At 67.3% G+C, this 15004-nt stretch carries 16 protein-coding genes; 8 read left to right on the top strand and 8 right to left on the bottom strand.

Going from position 1 to position 15004, the window contains the following annotated elements; all coding sequences use genetic code 11:
• Window position 1: 1 nt before the first annotated feature.
• Window positions 2-727, bottom strand: coding sequence for a DUF1428 domain-containing protein (locus tag ACFQPG_RS01745; RefSeq protein ID WP_380809765.1), 726 nt, complete (start codon window positions 725-727; stop codon window positions 2-4).
• Window positions 728-843: 116 nt separating this feature from the next.
• On the opposite strand from ACFQPG_RS01745, the gene ACFQPG_RS01740 reads away from it, so the two are divergent.
• The gene (locus ACFQPG_RS01740) at window positions 844-1521 is read left to right on the top strand and encodes a winged helix-turn-helix transcriptional regulator (protein ID WP_380809764.1); all 678 of its coding nucleotides are present in this window, start codon (window positions 844-846) and stop codon (window positions 1519-1521) included.
• A gap of 31 nt (window positions 1522-1552) precedes the next feature.
• Complete coding sequence (gene cobS / locus ACFQPG_RS01735; protein WP_380809763.1) at window positions 1553-2557, top strand: cobaltochelatase subunit CobS; 1005 nt, start codon at window positions 1553-1555, stop codon at window positions 2555-2557.
• A 62-nt stretch (window positions 2558-2619) separates the two neighbouring features.
• Here the strand turns inward: cobS and ACFQPG_RS01730 are convergent, their stop codons facing one another.
• Window positions 2620-4311 (bottom strand): M10 family metallopeptidase, encoded by a 1692-nt coding sequence (locus ACFQPG_RS01730; RefSeq protein ID WP_380809761.1) that lies wholly within the window; start codon window positions 4309-4311, stop codon window positions 2620-2622.
• 201 nt (window positions 4312-4512) lie between these two features.
• Here ACFQPG_RS01730 and cobT point away from each other — a divergent pair, with 201 nt between their 5' ends.
• Window positions 4513-6333: a cobaltochelatase subunit CobT gene (gene cobT, locus ACFQPG_RS01725; RefSeq protein WP_380809759.1), complete on the top strand. Its 1821-nt coding sequence runs from the start codon at window positions 4513-4515 to the stop codon at window positions 6331-6333.
• A 319-nt stretch (window positions 6334-6652) separates the two neighbouring features.
• On the top strand, window positions 6653-7441 hold the full coding sequence (locus tag ACFQPG_RS01720) for an esterase-like activity of phytase family protein (RefSeq protein WP_380809758.1): 789 nt from the start codon (window positions 6653-6655) through the stop codon (window positions 7439-7441).
• A 44-nt stretch (window positions 7442-7485) separates the two neighbouring features.
• On the opposite strand, the gene rpmB is transcribed toward ACFQPG_RS01720, so the two are convergent.
• Window positions 7486-7770, bottom strand: a complete 285-nt coding sequence (gene rpmB, locus ACFQPG_RS01715; RefSeq protein ID WP_380809757.1) for a 50S ribosomal protein L28 — start codon at window positions 7768-7770, stop codon at window positions 7486-7488.
• A 155-nt stretch (window positions 7771-7925) separates the two neighbouring features.
• Between rpmB and ACFQPG_RS01710 the strand changes: the two genes are divergently transcribed.
• Window positions 7926-8279, top strand: a complete 354-nt coding sequence (locus ACFQPG_RS01710; RefSeq protein WP_380809756.1) for a hypothetical protein — start codon at window positions 7926-7928, stop codon at window positions 8277-8279.
• Between the two features lie 38 nt (window positions 8280-8317).
• Window positions 8318-8818 (top strand): nucleoside deaminase, encoded by a 501-nt coding sequence (locus ACFQPG_RS01705; protein ID WP_380809754.1) that lies wholly within the window; start codon window positions 8318-8320, stop codon window positions 8816-8818.
• Between the two features lie 115 nt (window positions 8819-8933).
• Here the strand turns inward: ACFQPG_RS01705 and ACFQPG_RS01700 are convergent, their stop codons facing one another.
• Complete coding sequence (locus ACFQPG_RS01700) at window positions 8934-9599, bottom strand: OmpA family protein (protein WP_380809753.1); 666 nt, start codon at window positions 9597-9599, stop codon at window positions 8934-8936.
• A 126-nt stretch (window positions 9600-9725) separates the two neighbouring features.
• Between ACFQPG_RS01700 and ACFQPG_RS01695 the strand changes: the two genes are divergently transcribed.
• The gene (locus ACFQPG_RS01695) at window positions 9726-11063 is read left to right on the top strand and encodes a hemolysin family protein (protein WP_380809751.1); all 1338 of its coding nucleotides are present in this window, start codon (window positions 9726-9728) and stop codon (window positions 11061-11063) included.
• Between the two features lie 81 nt (window positions 11064-11144).
• On the opposite strand, the gene ACFQPG_RS01690 is transcribed toward ACFQPG_RS01695, so the two are convergent.
• The 4 genes from ACFQPG_RS01690 to purD form a co-directional block, all read right to left on the bottom strand.
• Window positions 11145-11732: a hypothetical protein gene (locus ACFQPG_RS01690; RefSeq protein WP_380809749.1), complete on the bottom strand. Its 588-nt coding sequence runs from the start codon at window positions 11730-11732 to the stop codon at window positions 11145-11147.
• Window positions 11729-11869: a hypothetical protein gene (locus tag ACFQPG_RS01685; protein ID WP_380809747.1), complete on the bottom strand. Its 141-nt coding sequence runs from the start codon at window positions 11867-11869 to the stop codon at window positions 11729-11731. Before ACFQPG_RS01685 ends, ACFQPG_RS01690 begins: the two co-directional genes overlap by 4 nt.
• Complete coding sequence (locus ACFQPG_RS01680; RefSeq protein WP_380809745.1) at window positions 11866-12183, bottom strand: hypothetical protein; 318 nt, start codon at window positions 12181-12183, stop codon at window positions 11866-11868. The genes ACFQPG_RS01685 and ACFQPG_RS01680 overlap by 4 nt, the downstream gene beginning before the upstream one ends.
• A gap of 158 nt (window positions 12184-12341) precedes the next feature.
• Window positions 12342-13619: a phosphoribosylamine--glycine ligase gene (gene purD, locus ACFQPG_RS01675; RefSeq protein ID WP_380809743.1), complete on the bottom strand. Its 1278-nt coding sequence runs from the start codon at window positions 13617-13619 to the stop codon at window positions 12342-12344.
• Between purD and xseA the strand changes: the two genes are divergently transcribed.
• Window positions 13618-14997 (top strand): exodeoxyribonuclease VII large subunit, encoded by a 1380-nt coding sequence (gene xseA / locus ACFQPG_RS01670; RefSeq protein ID WP_380809741.1) that lies wholly within the window; start codon window positions 13618-13620, stop codon window positions 14995-14997. The genes purD and xseA overlap by 2 nt on opposite strands.
• The last annotated feature ends 7 nt before the right edge of the window (window positions 14998-15004 follow it).

The raw sequence follows: 15004 nt of genomic DNA, 5'->3' as shown, positions 1-15004 counted from the left end.
CTTACTCCGCTGCGGTGTCGAGGATCGGCCGGAACCCGCCCCAGAACATGCGCTTGCCGTCGAACGGCATCTCGCCCTGCGGCTGCAACTCGGGGTCGTTCATCATCTTGTCCCAGCCGGCGTCGCGGGTCTCCCTGTCGGGCCACTGGACGTAGGAGAAGACGATCCCCTCGCCATCCTGGGCCTGCACCGCGCGCTTGTAGTCGGTGACCTTGCCGTCGGGCACGTCGTCGCCCCACGCTTCGATCACCCGCACCGCGCCCCACTGCTTGAACTTGTCTGCCATCGTCTGCGCCATGGCGCGGTAGGCGTCCCTTTTGTCCTGCGGCACCGGGACCAAAAAGCCGTCCGTGTAGCCGGCGGGGCCGGAAGCGTGTTCGTCCACGATGGCGTCAAACCCGCCCATGATCATCCGCTTGCCATCGAACGGCATCTCGGAGGTCATCTCCTCCATCCGCGGGTCGCTCATCATCTTCTGGTTCGCGGCATCGCGAGCGGCGCGGTCCGGATATTCGAACCACGAAAAGACCACCGTCTCGTCCTCCCTGGCCTGCACCGCTTTCCGGAAATCCGTGACCTTACCCTCGGGGATATCGTCGCCCCAGCTTTCCACCATTCGCGAGGCGCCGAATTGCCGGATGATGGGCGCGAAGCCGGTCGCATGGTCGATGTAGGCGTCCTTCCTGGCGGTCGGGACGGCGCACACAAATCCTTCGATGTAGGTCATCGTCGATCTCCCGGGCCGCGCGATTTCAGGCATGGTCGAGCGCGGCGACTCGACGGCTTGAACCATGACGCCGAAAGTCATACATTGCAACCGTGCAGTTAGATAAAGTAACCAAGGTGCGACGGAATGACGCACGCCGCGGCTATGACGATGCCTGCGGGACGGCGCATGCGCTGGAACTGATCGGCGAGCGCTGGGCGCTGCTGGTGCTGCGCGAGCTGCTGCTTGGTCCGCGCCGCTTTTCGGAGCTGCGCGCCGACCTTCCGGGAGTCAGCGCCAACGTGCTGACGCAGCGCCTGTCGGAGCTGGAGGTGCGTGGGCTGGTACGCCGCCGCCGGCTTCCGCCGCCCGCGTCGGTGCAGGTCTATGAGGCAACCGAGTGGGGACTCGAAACGGCAACCCTGATCCGCGAATTGGGCAGATGGGCGGCGCGCTCGCCGGCGCACGACCCGACCCTCCCGCTCTCCGGCGTGTCGATCATGCTGTCCTTCACCGCCATGCTGAACCCGGAGCGGGCAAGGGGTCTCGCGGCAGCGGTCGCCTTCCGCTTCGGCGAGGTCACCTACCTGGCCGAGGTCGAGGGCGGGAAGATCCACGTCCGCCGCGGCGAGCCCGGCGAAGGCGAGGCCATGATCATCGCCCCGCCGACCGACATCGCCGGCGTGGTGTACGGCGGCGCCCCGCTCGACCTATTAAAGATCGAGGGAGACCGACGGCTTGCCAAGCGTTTCCTGTCGCTCTTCACCCTGCCGCCCAAAGCCGACGTTCCGCCAGGCGAGACGTCCGCTGGTTGAGACTGGGGCGGCGCGCAGCTAAGGGCGGCAAATGGCCGACATTGCAAACGAATCCCAGCTTCCCTCCGGCGAAACGCTGATGACGACGCCGGACAAGGTGGTGAAGGTCCGCGACCTGTTCGGGGTCGACAGCGACATGGAAGTGCCGGCCTTCAGCGAGGCCGACGAGCGTGTTCCCGATCTCGACCCCGCCTATGTGTTCGATCCGGACACCACGCTGGCGATCTGCGCCGGCTTCGCGCGCAACCGGCGGGTGATGGTGCAGGGCTATCACGGCACCGGCAAGTCGACCCATATCGAACAGGTGGCGGCGCGGCTGAAATGGCCGTGCATCCGAATCAATCTCGACGCGCACATCAGCCGCATCGACCTGATCGGCCGCGACGCGATCGTGCTCCGTGACGGCCAGCAGGTCACCGAATTCCGCGAGGGCCTGCTGCCGTGGGCGCTGCAGCATCCGGTGGCGCTGGTGTTCGACGAGTATGACGCCGGCCGCCCCGACGTGATGTTCGTCATCCAGCGCGTGCTGGAGGTGGAAGGGAAGCTGACCCTGCTGGACCAGAACCGGGTGATCCGCCCCAGCCCCTTCTTCCGCCTATTCGCCACCACCAACACCATTGGCCTGGGCGACACCACCGGTCTCTACCATGGCACCCAGGCGATCAACCAGGGGCAGATGGACCGCTGGAACATCGTCACCACGCTCAACTATCTGCCCGCCGCGGTGGAGGCGCAGATCGTGCTCGCCAAGTCGGGCGAGTATGACACTCCCGGCGGCAAGGAGCAGGTCGACAAGATGATCAAGGTCGCCGAACTGTCGCGGCAGGGCTTCATCAACGGCGACATCTCGACCGTGATGAGCCCGCGCACGGTGATCAGCTGGGCGCAGAATGCGCTGATCTTCGGCGACGTCGGCTTCGCTTTCCGCGTGTCGTTCCTCAACAAGTGCGACGAATCCGAACGGTCTCTGATCGCCGAATATTATCAGCGGGTGTTCGGCGCTGATCTGCCCGAAAGCGTCGCCGCCCGGGCCTGACGCGGACACGAAAAAGGCGCCCCGGTTACCCAGAGCGCCTCCTTCTTTTCTCGTATCGTCGATCAGCCGAAGAAGAAGTCCGACTGCTGGATCGAGGACGCGCCGACCAGCACGAACTGGAGCACACCATTGTCGGCATTGACGGTGACCGTGTCCGTCGCATCGTTGAACGACAGGTCGCTGAAGTCCACCCCAAGCTCGGACAGATCGACTTTGTCGCCTTCGTCCCGATCGAAGTCGAGGATGCGGTCAATCGACGTGTCGGTGATCTTCTTCCCCGCCGCCGTGGTGCCGGTGTAGTTTGCGATCACGAACGTGTCCGCGCCCCCGTTGCCGGTGAAGCTGTTGTTCGCCTGGTTGCCGTTGATCCGGTCGTCGCCTTCGCCGCCGACCGCATTCTCGATCACCGCGCCGTAGGCGATGCCGATGTTGTTCTCCATCACCCAGTCGCGGCCCATGATATCGGACCAGGCGATCCCTTCATTGGCCCCCTCGCGCCCACCGAAGTAGAGATCGTACGCGGCCGTCCTGCTGGCGAGGCTCAACTTGGCGTTGTTGGCGTTGACGAACGCGAGATAGTCGGCCTTCGACAGGGTCGACGGATCAACGTCTGCGCGAGCTGCGTCATAGGCGCCGAACCCGCCGGCGCTGCTGTAGGCGCCTTCGCGCAAGTCGATCACTGAGTCGGTGAAATAGCCCGACAGGTTGAGCGTGTCGTTGCCGGCCGCGTCCCAGATCGTGAAGATGGTCAGCATCTCGCCACTGGTGAAGCGCATCGCAGCGTTCGTGACGTCGGCCGTGGCGTTGAAGCCGTAGGTCGTGTCGCCTGTGCGGGTCGACATTTCGGCGCCATACTTGGCCTGCGCTATCGCAACGTCATGGACCATCGGCGTCGATGGGTAGACGAAGCGCATCAGGTTCCAGTCGACCTGGTTGTTCCCCGCCTCGTACGAGTCGAAGTAGGACATGATCGAATATTGGTGATTGTCCTGGAAGTAGAAGGCGTCCCCTTCGAACGTGATCGGGTCCGGCTGGCCGTCGCCGTCATTGTCGTCGCCGAAGTTATACTCGCCCGGATGGCTCAGCCCGATCGCATGGCCGAGCTCGTGGTTGAGAGTCTGCAGGCCGTAGAAGCCCGGGTCGAGCTGCGCGTTGCTCGTGTTGAAGCGCGGGTCGGCGACCCACACGTCGCCGGCGACGCGCTCATATTGCCGCCCATAACCTGGATAATAGGCCCATGCCTGCGCGGGCCCTGTCGAGGTATTCGCAAGCAGGATGTCGGCGGTCTGCTGGGCCCACCCGCTGGCGCCGGGCTTGTCCGCCGCCTGCACGAATTCGGGAGCAATCAGTTCGTCCCAATTGCCGATCGCGATGACCGCCGCGGCCTTTTGCGCGGCGGTAAACGGAGTGTACCCCTTGCCCTCGCCGAACGACGGGTTGTTGTTCAGCCCGACCGAATGCTTGAGGTCGAAGAAGGCGTAGGTGATCACCCCGTCCGAGACATCGTGGCTGAGGCCCGAGTCCAGTTGCGAGCGGACATTGTTGTCCCCGGCCCGGGTCTTGTCCCAATCGCCAGGGAGTCCGAAGACCGGCTTGCCGCGGATGGTCTCGCCAGCTTCGGCGAGGTCGGGGAGTCCGGTCGAGTCGAGCGGCGATGCGACGGTCGCGCTGAAGTTGCGAGCGTCCGCGATCTCGCCGCCGATACGAGCATAATCTTCCGAAAAGACTTCCTGCGTCGGTGTAAGTCGAGCCATGTGGAAACATCCTCCCGCAGCCAGTGAATCGATGATGTCGAGAAATCGGACACGCATTGAACAAAGGGCTCGGCAAACTGCGAAGCAAATGGATCAGAGTCAACCGCAATTAACTCTTTCGTAAGCGTTTTCTGCGGAACGCCGCAAAGCTGTTCCGAACTGGGACTTTGCCTCGGGAAGGCCGCATCGTAGAGCGGGCCGATGGCCGACCGGACGCCCCTTGATGAATTCCGCCGCGTGCTTGCCGGCGCCGCCCGCGCGATTGCCCGCGACTCCGGCGTGGAAGTTGCCTTCTCGTCCGAAGGCGGCGTCAGCGGCGGCAAGACAGCGCGGGTCGCCTCGCCTGGGCCGGGGCTCGCACCCAAGCTGGTGGCGGAGGCGCGCGGCGCCGCGGATGCGCTGGCGCTGCGGCTGCGCTTCCACGACGCCGGCGCGCATCTGCTCCGCTCGCCGTCCGAACCGGAGGCCCGCGCGGTGTTCGATGCGCTGGAGGGTGCCCGCGTCGAGGCGCTCGGCTCCCGCAGCATGGGCGGGGTTCGGGCCAATCTTGCCGAACTGGCCGAAGCGCGGGTCCGCGGCGACGCCATCACCCGCGCACGGACCATGGACGAAGTGCCGCTCGCCACCGCGCTCGGGCTGATGGCGCGCGAGCGCTTGACCGGCGAAGTGCCTCCGGCCGCCGCGAACGACGGCCTCGACCTTGTTCGTGACTGGATCGAGCAAAAGGCCGGCAACGACCTCGATGCGCTCGCGCTGGCCCTCGACGATCAGGGCGCCTTTGCGACCCTCGCCCGCCGGCTGCTTGAGGATCTCGACCTCGCGGACGCCGAGGAGCCGGCCGACGAGGAGCCGGACGACGGCGGCGAAGAGGAGCAGGGTGAGGACCAGGGCGACGAGGAGACGGAGGAGGACCAGAGCGACTCCGGCGCCTCTACCGGCGAGATGGAGATGCGCGCCGAACAACAGGACGGCGAGCAACAGGAGCAGCAGGAGTTCGAGGAGCAGGACTCGCCCGACGAGGATGCCGCGCCGGGCGAGGAGGGCAATGAATCCGCCAGTTCGCGCCCCAACCGCCGTCCCACGGAGCCCGACCTCTCGGCCGATTATCGCGCCTTTACCGTGCGCTTCGACGAGGAGGTCGAGGCCCACGACCTGTGCGACGAAGAGGAACTGACCCGCCTGCGCGCCTACCTCGACCAGCAGCTCGGCCAGCTCGGCGGCGTCGTCACCCGCCTCGCTAACCGGTTGCAGCGCCGGCTGATGGCGCAACAGGCGCGCAGCTGGGACTTCGACCAGGAGGAAGGGCTGCTCGACGCCGCCCGGCTGGCGCGGGTAATCGTCTCGCCCGGCCACTCGCTCAGCTACAAGGTCGAGCGCGAGACCGAGTTCAAGGACACCGTCGTCAGCCTGCTGATCGACAATAGCGGCTCGATGCGCGGCCGCCCGATCTCGATCGCCGCGATCTGCGCCGACATCCTTGCCCGGACGCTGGAGCGCTGCGGCGTCGCGACCGAAATCCTCGGCTTCACAACCCGCGCATGGAAGGGCGGGCAGAGCCGCGAGGCATGGCTATCCGAAGGTCGGCCGCCGAACCCTGGACGCCTCAACGACCTTCGCCACATCCTCTACAAGCGGGCGGACGAGCCTTATCGCCATGCCCGCCGCAACCTCGGGCTGATGATGCGCGAAGGCTTGCTCAAGGAGAATATCGACGGCGAAGCGCTGCTGTGGGCGCACAGCCGGCTGATCGCCCGGCCCGAGGAGCGGCGCCTGCTGATGGTTATCAGCGACGGCGCGCCGGTCGACGATTCCACCGCCAGCGCCAACGGCGGCTCCTATCTGGAGAAGCATTTGCGGCAGGTGATTGGGTGGATCGAGACGCGCTCGCCGGTGGAGCTGGCGGCGATCGGCATCGGCCATGACGTGACCCGCTACTACCGACGGGCGGTGACGATCATGGATGCGGAGCAGCTGGGCGGAGCGCTGATCGAGCAACTCGCCGGTCTGTTCGATGGAGATTGACGGCTCGAACGTCTCCGGGACGGCCGATCGGGAGGATGGGTTCGGCGCAATACGCAACCCGCGCCGAACCCCCCTCGTTACGCGACGCGAGGGAACTCATACACCCACCGAAACCGGTGACGCCGCGGAATTGACAGGAGGAAAAACCCCGTCCGCTGAACGGCTTATCACCGACTCGCGGTTCATCCCGGCTGAACCAGCTCTACAGCGGAAATTCATCTTTGCGAGCCGCTTCCTGTTGTTCGCCCTGCCATTTTTCCTGCTTGTTGCAAGAGACGCACGGTTTGAGGGTCCGGACCGGATTCCCGCTCCTCCGAACATGATCTCCATCAGCTTCGAACCGCTCGCCGCCCGTCCTCCGCTGGCTGGCCTGTGGCGCGTGAGAGGCGAAACGGCGCGGCTAGGCGGCGTGTCGGCGCTGGCGATCCGGCCTGACGGATTGCGTGCTCTGACCGATTCGGGGGTGCTCATCGATCTGCCATATCCCGCGGCGGAGCCGACACGGGCCCTCGTCCGCGACCTTCCGGCAGGTCCAGGCCGGCCCACCTTCAAGAAGTTTCGCGACTCCGAGTCGCTCTCCGCCACTGGTTCGGGCTGGTGGGTCGGCTTCGAACATCGCCACTCGCTGTGGCTGTTCGATCCGGCCGTCCGCCATGCCAGGGGGCGGACCGACCTGTCCCGGCTTCGCTGGCCGGTGAATGCCGGGGCGGAGGCGATGGTTGCGGATGGTGACGGACTGCTCCTGCTTTCGGAATCCGGACGCGAGGTGGTCCGGGTGCGTTCCGGCCGGGTTCAGCGCCTGCCGCTACGCGATGCCGGGGGCGCGCCGGCCGATGCCACCCGGCTACCGGACGGCACGGTGCTGGTCACGGTAAGACGCTTCGGGATCACGGGCATCCGCAACCGGATTGCGCGGCTCGAGCGCTCGAGCCCCGGTTACCGTCTGCGGCCGGTCGCGGCCCTTCCGCTCGGCCCATTCGACAATGTGGAAGGGCTCGCCGCCCAACCGCGGCCAGGGGGCGGCGTGCGGTTATGGATGATAACGGACAATGATCTCAGCCGCGTGCGGGACACGCTGCTGATCGCTCTGGACCTGCCGGGCAATTGAGCTGCCGCGCCACCCGCAGCGAGGACTGCCCGCGGCAGTCCTGCCTAAGCCGCGGCTTTCTTCGCCAATTCGCGCTTCAGCTTGCGGGCCTTGAGGCTCAGCTTGTCTTCGCTGGTCTTGGTCAACCAGTTGTCGAGACCGCCGACATGCTCGACCGAGCGCAGGCCATGGGTCGACACGCGCAGCTTGACGCTCTGGCCAAGCGAATCGCTGATCAGCGTGACATTCTGCAGGTTCGGCAGGAAGGTCCGCTTGGTCTTGTTGTTGGCGTGGGAAACATTGTTGCCCACCTGCCGGCCCTTGCCGGTCAGCTCGCAAACGCGCGACATGGTTTCAAATCCCGATATGAAGCGAGCGCCGCAAAGGCGCTACGAAAGCGCCGCCCGATAACCGCTCACCCCAGGTGCGTCAACCTTCGCGGCGCAGGCAACCGCAGGCGGCAGCAAGCGTTGGAGGGCCGTAACGACACTGATTGGAGAAAGCCATGCGGGGCGTCCTGCTCATTCTGATTCTGGTTGTGGTGGGCGTTATCGCCGCGGTTGCGACGGGGTTCCTCGACATCAACCAGACCCGCTCCGCCGAAGCGCCCGACATCCGGGCCAGCCGCGAAGGCGTCGCGGCGCAGGGCGGCCAGGCACCCAAGTTCGACGTCGATACTGGCCAGGTGGCGATCGGAACGACAGAGCGCGCGGTCAAGCTGCCGAGCATCGAGGTGCGCCCGGCCGAGACCCGCCGGCCGGCGCCCGGGGCCGCACCGCAGCCGCAGCCGAGACAACAGCCTGCGCCGCCGTCGGCCCAAGGGGGCAACGTCCCGACCACCGACGCCACCCAGCAGTAGCAACTGACAAGACGCGGGTGATCGGCTAGCGCGGCGGCATGGCCGTTCGACCCCTGGACGATGCTCGGGACCGGCAAGGCTTGGGTCAGGGCTTTCCGCTGCCGCCGCCGATGCGCCGCGCCCTTGACCTTGCCGCGGAGGCCGCGGCCGTGGGCGAAGTGCCGGTTGGGGCGGTGATCACCCGCGACTCGCGCATCGTGGCCGAGGCCCGCAACGCGATGCGTGGCTCGCTCGACCCGACCGCCCACGCCGAAATGGTCGCAATCCGCCGGGCCGGGGAGGCGCTCGGCTCACCCCGACTCGACGGCTGCACCTTGTGGGTGACGCTGGAGCCCTGCGCCATGTGCGCCGGGGCAATCGCGTTGGCCCGGATCGACGCACTCCGCTTCGCGGCCGAGGATCCAAAAGGTGGCGGCGTGGTTCACGGCGCGCGTATTTTCGCCCAGCCGACCTGCCACCACCGCCCCGACCTACTCGGCGGAATCGGTGAGGACGAGGCGGCGGAGCAATTGCGCGGATTCTTCAGGGACAGGCGCTAGAGGATCTCGCTCGTCCCAAGGAACGGTTGTCGAAGGGCGCCGATCCGGGCTTTGGCCCACAACTCCCTTCGACTTCGCTCCGCTGCGCTCAGGACGAGCAAGCGTCCGCTTCACCCTAGCCGCGAAACGGCACCACCTTGATTTCGACCCGGCGGTTCTGTGCCCGGCCATACTCGGTCGCATTGTCCGCGATCGGCTGGGTCTCGCCAAAGCCGCGCGCCGCCATTCGGGCAGGGGCCACGCCGCGCGAGGAGAGGTAGCCGGCGACCGCCTGCGCGCGTCGTTCCGACAGCGCCTGGTTGTACGCATCGCTGCCGGTAGAGTCGGTGTGGCCGAGCACGTCGATATAGGTCTGGTTGTACTGGCCCAGCGTTTGCGCGACCTCGTCGAGGGTCGACTGGAACTGCGGCTTGATGTCGCTGCGATCGACATCGAAGGTGATCCCGCTCGGCATGCGCAGCACAAGGTCGTCGCCCTGGCGGATCACGTCGACGCCGGTGCCGGCGGTCTGGCGCCGAAGCTCCGCCTCCTGGCGGTCCATGTAGTTGCCGACGGCGCCGCCGGCGATCGCGCCGATGCCGGCGCCAAGGATCTTCTCCGTCCGGTCACCGCGACCGCCGACCAGGTCGCCGAGCAAATAGCCGCCGAGCCCGCCCAGCACCGCGCCCGCGACCGTCCGGTCGATCCGCCGGTTGCCGGTTTCGGGATTGGTGGTGCAGGCCGCGGTGGTCAGCAGCGTGGCGGCAAGGGCGGCTGCCGCAAGGCTACGAGTGGTACGCATTCGTCAAGTACTCCATCATTTGATTGCTTGGCGGACGAAACCGGCTGCCGTCACCGGTGGTTCCGTGTCCGAACCGAACGCCCCGCTTGGCGTTTCTCCCGATAGAAGCTAGGACCTGACTGCCCGATGAGCGACCCATTGCTCCCGTTTCCCTGGTTTGACCTGGTCCTGATCCTCGCGCTGATCGTCCTCAACGGCGTTCTGTCGATGAGCGAGATGGCGATCGTTTCCGCGCGTGAGGCACGGCTGAAAGGTCAGGCGAAGGCGGGCAGCCGCGGGGCCGGCACCGCGCTTGCGCTCGCCGCCGACCCGGGCCGCTTCCTGTCGACCGTGCAGATCGGGATCACCCTGATCGGTATCCTCGCCGGCGCCTATTCGGGGGCCAGCCTCGGCCTGCCGGTCGCGCAGCGACTTGCGCTGCTTGGCCTGTCCCCCGAAACCGCCCAGACACTCGGTTTCGGCCTGGTGATCGCCGCCACCACCTATGCCAGCCTGGTGGTCGGCGAACTGGTTCCCAAGCAGTTCGCGCTGCGCAGCCCGGAGCCGATCGCGGTGATCATGGCCCGGCCGATGCTGTGGCTTTCGAAGCTCACCGCGCCGCTCGTCTGGCTGCTTGACCGCACCAGCGCGCTCATCTTCCGGGTGCTCGGGATGAAGCGCGAGGGCGAGAACCACGTCACCGCCGAGGAGCTCCACCTCGTCGTCGCCGAGGCGCAGACCGCCGGCGTGCTGGAGGAAAGCGAGCGGGCGATCATCTCCGGGATCGTCCGGCTGGCCGACCGCCCGGTCCGCGAAGTCATGACGCCGCGGACCGACGTCGACTGGATCGACATCGACTGCTCGCCCGAGGAGCTGCGGGCAGCCCTCACCGAGTCCCCGCACAGCCGCCTGCCGGTGGCGGAAAAGACGATCGAGAATATCGTCGGGGTGGTGCAGACCCGCGATCTCCTCAACGCCGCCCTCGATGGGCAGGCGCTTAATCTTCGCGCGCTGGCCAAGGCGGCGCCGGTCATCCCCGACATGATGGATGCGATGGACGCGCTGGCGGTGCTGCGCCGGTCGGAGGTGCCGCTGGCGCTGGTTCACGACGAATATGGCCATCTTGACGGAATCGTCACTCCCGGCAGCATACTCGCAGCGCTGGCCGGCGCCTTTGCCAGCGACAGCGAGGACGACGACCCACCGTTGGTCGAGCGCGAAGACGGCACCTGGCTGGTCAGCGGTGCCGCCAATGCCGACCTCCTTGCCGACCGGCTCGGCGTCAACATGCCGTCCGAGCGCGACTATTCGACGGTGGCCGGCTTTGCCCTGTCGGTGCTGAAGCGCATTCCGGAAACTGGCGAAAGCTTTGCCCACGACGGCTGGAGGTTCGAGGTGGTCGACATGGACGGCCGCAAGATCGACAAGCTGCTGGCGAGCCGCGCCAAGCGGAAGAAGAAGGTCGAGGAGGAAGAGGCCGCCTGATCCTTGGAGACGTCGCTTCGACTTCGCTCAGCGGGAGAATGAGTGGCTGCGGAGAAGAAGGCTCGTCCCGAGGGGCCGCCTTCAAAGCTTCCCGAACTGCGCCTCGTAGCCGCCCATGTCACCGCGCGACAGATACCCCGCCTGCTCGACGATGCGGTCGCGCACCAGCCGCCCGCGAAAGGCGCCAAGGTCGGCGTCGATCCGCTCGACGTCCTCGGGCGAGAGCGCCGCGATCTGCTCGTAGCGCACCAGTCCGCGACTGTTGAGCAGGGCAGCGAGCTTGGGTCCGACACCCTTCATCCGCTGCAGGTTGTCGGGCACGCCTTGCGAGCCCGGCAGGTGGGAATGGACCGGAGCGCCGATGATCTCGCCAGCGATGTCGCTGACCGCGGCCGCGGCTTCGTCGGCGATGCCTTCGCCTTCTCCGCCGCCGTCACTGTCATGAGGAGAGGGCGCCCGACGGGCGGGTGGCTGGGGAGCGGGAGGCTGGGGAGCTGGCGGCGCGACGGCGGCGGGCACTGCGGAGGCCGCCATGTGCGGGCGGACCGGCGCTTCCTCCCGGCTCAGCGTCACGCGCTGCTTGGGCCGGAAGATCAGGAAGCCGACAATCAGCCCGATCACCAGGGCGATCAGGATAACCGGCCAATAGTTCGCCCACAATTCGCTCATTCCTCATCCTCTCGAACGGTTCCGGTCCACGACCGCGCCTGGCTGCGGCGGTGGAGTTCGGCAAGATAAGCGAGCAACAAACCCGCCGCATAGCCCCCCAGCCCGAGCAGCGCCGCTTCGGCGAAAAGCGGGATCATCGCGGCCGGCTTTCTTGAGGAAGCGAGCGCGGGTCCCATTCGACTGCCGCGACTCCCGGGATCTCGCCCATTACCCGCACCAGCTCGCTGCGTTGAAAATCGTCTGCGGGCCCGGACAGGATCAGCGTGCGCGACAGCGGCCGGTCCGCCAGCTGCGCTTGTATCTGCACCATTTCGTTGCGATCCAGCTCGACCCGGGCGGCCCGTTCGATCCGGGACTCCAGTGTTGCTGCGGCGCCGAGCGGCCCATGGAACAGCGCGGCAACGCCAAGCGTCGCGCCGGCTCCGATCAGCAGGCCTTGATTGCGGGTCATTGTCCTCCGGACTGGGTGCGGCCCAATGCCGCGAGGCTGACTAGCTTGCCGAACTCTTGCCGCCAAGAGTCGCGGGCGTTCACAACACCGCCGAATATGCGCCCTCCGGAAATAGGGACCGTGATCCAATTCATAGTACCGTCAGTGACGCACCATAGCTACGAGGCGTTACCAATTTGCTCCTGCCTTGCCAGCTCCCGCCAGCCGATATCCCGGCGGTGGAAGCCTTCGGCAAAGTCGATCGCGTCGACTCCGCGATAGGCCCGGGCCCGGGCGAGGGCGAACGTTCCCGCGCGCGCGGTCACCGCGAGCACCCGGCCTCCCGCGCTGAGCAGTGCGCCCGACCCATGCCGCGCTGTTCCGGCCTGGAAGACGGTCACTCCATGCTCGCGTTCGGCCGCTTCGATCCCCTCGATCAGCCCGCCCTTGCGCGGAGTGCCGGGATAACCCTCTGCGGCGATGACCACAGTCATGGTGCACTCGTCCGACAGCGCCGGCGCGGGCATCTCGCCGAGCCGCCCCGTCGCGACTGCCTGCAGCAGCTCGGCAAAATCGCCTTCGATCCGCGGCATGATCGCCTCGCACTCGGGATCGCCGAAGCGGACGTTATACTCGATCAGCTTGGGCCCATCCGCCGTCAGCATCAGCCCCGCATAGAGCACCCCGCTGAACGGCGTTCCCGCCTCGGCCAGCGCCCGCGCCGTCGGCTCGACGATCTCGCGCATCGCCCGCGCTTCGAGCTCCGGGGTCAGCACCGGCGCCGGGCTGTAGGCACCCATGCCTCCCGTGTTGGGTCCGGTGTCGCCCTCGCCGACGCGCTTGTGGTCCTGCGCCGACGCCAGCGGCACCGCCACTTCACCGTCGACCAGCGCGAACAGGCTCGCCTCCTCGCCCTCCAGAAACTCTTCGATGACCATCGGCCCGTCGCCCGCCGCAGCAATCGCTTCCTCGGCCTCGCGGTGGTTCATCGCGACAGTGACGCCCTTGCCTGCCGCCAGTCCGTCCGCCTTGATCACCACCGGCACGGGGAACCGATGCAGCGCCGCGCGGGCCTCCGCCTCCGTCTCGACCCGGACGTAGTCCGCAGTCGGAATGGCGTTGGCGGCGCACAGATCCTTGGTGAAGCCCTTGGACCCCTCCAGCTGCGCCGCGGCCGCGCTCGGCCCGAGCACCGCGACTCCGGCTGCGCGGCACGCGTCGGCCACTCCGGCGACCAGCGGCGCTTCGGGCCCGACCACGACCAGGTCGATCCCGCGGGCGTGGGCCAGCTCGACCACCCGCTCGCCGTTGCACGGATCGATTGCCACGCACTCGGCCCATCGCCCGATGCCCGGATTGCCCGGCGCTGCCAGCAGCAGGTCGCAGCTTGGCGATTGCCTCAACCGCCACGCGAGCGCATCTTCGCGCCCGCCCGACCCAAGCAGCAGGATGTTCATGTCAGTTCCCAACGATAGCGCGGGTCTCCTAGCCCAGACCCCGGCAGGCGACAATTCGCCGCCAATGACGGTCAGCGAACTGGCAGGATCGGTCAAGCGCGCGGTCGAGCAGGGGTTCGGTCGGGTCCGTGTCCGCGGCGAGATTTCCGGATTCAAGCGCCACGCGTCCGGCCATTGCTACTTCACGCTCAAGGATGACGCGGCCTGCCTGGACGCGGTAATCTGGCGCAGCGGTGCTTCGGCGCTTGCGTTTCGACCGGAAGACGGGCCCGAAGTCATCGCCACGGGCAAGCTCACCACTTACCCCGGCCGGTCCAAATATCAGATCGTGGTCGACCGCATGGAGCTGGCGGGCGAGGGCGCGCTGATGGCGCTGCTCGACAAGCGCCGCCGGACGCTCGCTGCCGAGGGCCTGTTCGATGCCGCCCGCAAGCGCCGGCTGCCGTTCCTGCCGAAAGTCATCGGCGTGGTCACGTCCCCGACTGGCGCGGTGATCCGTGACATCCTGCACCGGCTGGAGGACCGCTGCCCGACGCACGTCATCGTCTGGCCCGTGCCGGTGCAGGGCGAGGGCGCCGCGGCGCGCATCGCCGCCGCCATCCGGGGCTTTCCCGAAGCCAGGCCCCGCCCGGACCTGCTGATCGTCGCTCGCGGCGGCGGTTCGATCGAAGATCTGTGGGCGTTCAACGAAGAGGAGGTTGTCCGTGCCGCAGCCGAAAGCCCGATCCCGCTGATCAGCGCCGTTGGGCATGAGACCGACACCACCCTCATCGACCATGCCGCCGATCTCCGCGCACCGACCCCTACGGCTGCCGCCGAGCTCGCCGTGCCGGTCCGGGCGGAGCTCGTCGCCCAGCTCGACGAGCTGATGGCTCGCAAGAGCCGCTGTCTCGCTCGTCGCGCTGATCTCGCGCGCGAGCGGCTGGCGCTGACCACCTGTCGCTTTCCCGAACCGGCGACCCTGCTCGCCATGCCCCGCCAGCGCTTCGACGAGATCGGCGAGCGCCTGCCGCGCGCCCTTGCCGCCCGGGCCAGCCACGCCCGCGCCGACATGAATGCGGTCGTCCCGCGCCTCCGCAAGGAATTGCTCGACCAGCGGATCGCGCGCCTGTCAGACAAGCTCGCCGCGGTGTGGAAGATGGCGCAGCTGGTCCATCCCGAACGGCCGCTCAGCCGCGGCTACGTCAAGGTCACCGACCGGTCAGGCCGCACGCTGACCCATGCCGCCGACGCTCGCGCCGTTCGGGAACTCGCGCTCCACTTCGCGGACGGGCGGGTCGATGCTACCGTAGCCGGCACTGCCCCGCCCCCAGTTGAGCGCAAGCGTCCGCGCCCCTATGTTGCTCCGCAGCGGGGGCTGTTCGATGCGGAGGATTGATCCAAGA

This window comes from Sphingomonas sp. GCM10030256, from assembly GCF_042666415.1.
Taxonomy (GTDB): domain Bacteria; phylum Pseudomonadota; class Alphaproteobacteria; order Sphingomonadales; family Sphingomonadaceae; genus Sphingomicrobium.
The sequence above is the reverse complement of the archived record's forward strand: the minus strand, read 5'-3'. Positions and strand labels throughout refer to the sequence as shown.

What these genes read in the sequence shown, in the direction of transcription:
- ACFQPG_RS01745 (WP_380809765.1), bottom strand. Translation starts at nt 727, where the DNA reads ATGACCTACATCGAAGGATTTGTGTGCGCCGTCCCGACCGCCAGGAAG.
- ACFQPG_RS01710 (WP_380809756.1), top strand. Translation starts at nt 7,926, where the DNA reads ATGCGGGGCGTCCTGCTCATTCTGATTCTGGTTGTGGTGGGCGTTATC.
- ACFQPG_RS01720 (WP_380809758.1), top strand. Translation starts at nt 6,653, where the DNA reads ATGATCTCCATCAGCTTCGAACCGCTCGCCGCCCGTCCTCCGCTGGCT.
- ACFQPG_RS01700 (WP_380809753.1), bottom strand. Translation starts at nt 9,599, where the DNA reads ATGCGTACCACTCGTAGCCTTGCGGCAGCCGCCCTTGCCGCCACGCTG.
- ACFQPG_RS01705 (WP_380809754.1), top strand. Translation starts at nt 8,318, where the DNA reads ATGGCCGTTCGACCCCTGGACGATGCTCGGGACCGGCAAGGCTTGGGT.
- ACFQPG_RS01730 (WP_380809761.1), bottom strand. Translation starts at nt 4,311, where the DNA reads ATGGCTCGACTTACACCGACGCAGGAAGTCTTTTCGGAAGATTATGCT.
- ACFQPG_RS01685 (WP_380809747.1), bottom strand. Translation starts at nt 11,869, where the DNA reads ATGATCCCGCTTTTCGCCGAAGCGGCGCTGCTCGGGCTGGGGGGCTAT.
- xseA (WP_380809741.1), top strand. Translation starts at nt 13,618, where the DNA reads ATGTCAGTTCCCAACGATAGCGCGGGTCTCCTAGCCCAGACCCCGGCA.
- rpmB (WP_380809757.1), bottom strand. Translation starts at nt 7,770, where the DNA reads ATGTCGCGCGTTTGCGAGCTGACCGGCAAGGGCCGGCAGGTGGGCAAC.
- ACFQPG_RS01680 (WP_380809745.1), bottom strand. Translation starts at nt 12,183, where the DNA reads ATGACCCGCAATCAAGGCCTGCTGATCGGAGCCGGCGCGACGCTTGGC.
- purD (WP_380809743.1), bottom strand. Translation starts at nt 13,619, where the DNA reads ATGAACATCCTGCTGCTTGGGTCGGGCGGGCGCGAAGATGCGCTCGCG.
- ACFQPG_RS01695 (WP_380809751.1), top strand. Translation starts at nt 9,726, where the DNA reads ATGAGCGACCCATTGCTCCCGTTTCCCTGGTTTGACCTGGTCCTGATC.
- ACFQPG_RS01690 (WP_380809749.1), bottom strand. Translation starts at nt 11,732, where the DNA reads ATGAGCGAATTGTGGGCGAACTATTGGCCGGTTATCCTGATCGCCCTG.
- cobS (WP_380809763.1), top strand. Translation starts at nt 1,553, where the DNA reads ATGGCCGACATTGCAAACGAATCCCAGCTTCCCTCCGGCGAAACGCTG.
- cobT (WP_380809759.1), top strand. Translation starts at nt 4,513, where the DNA reads ATGGCCGACCGGACGCCCCTTGATGAATTCCGCCGCGTGCTTGCCGGC.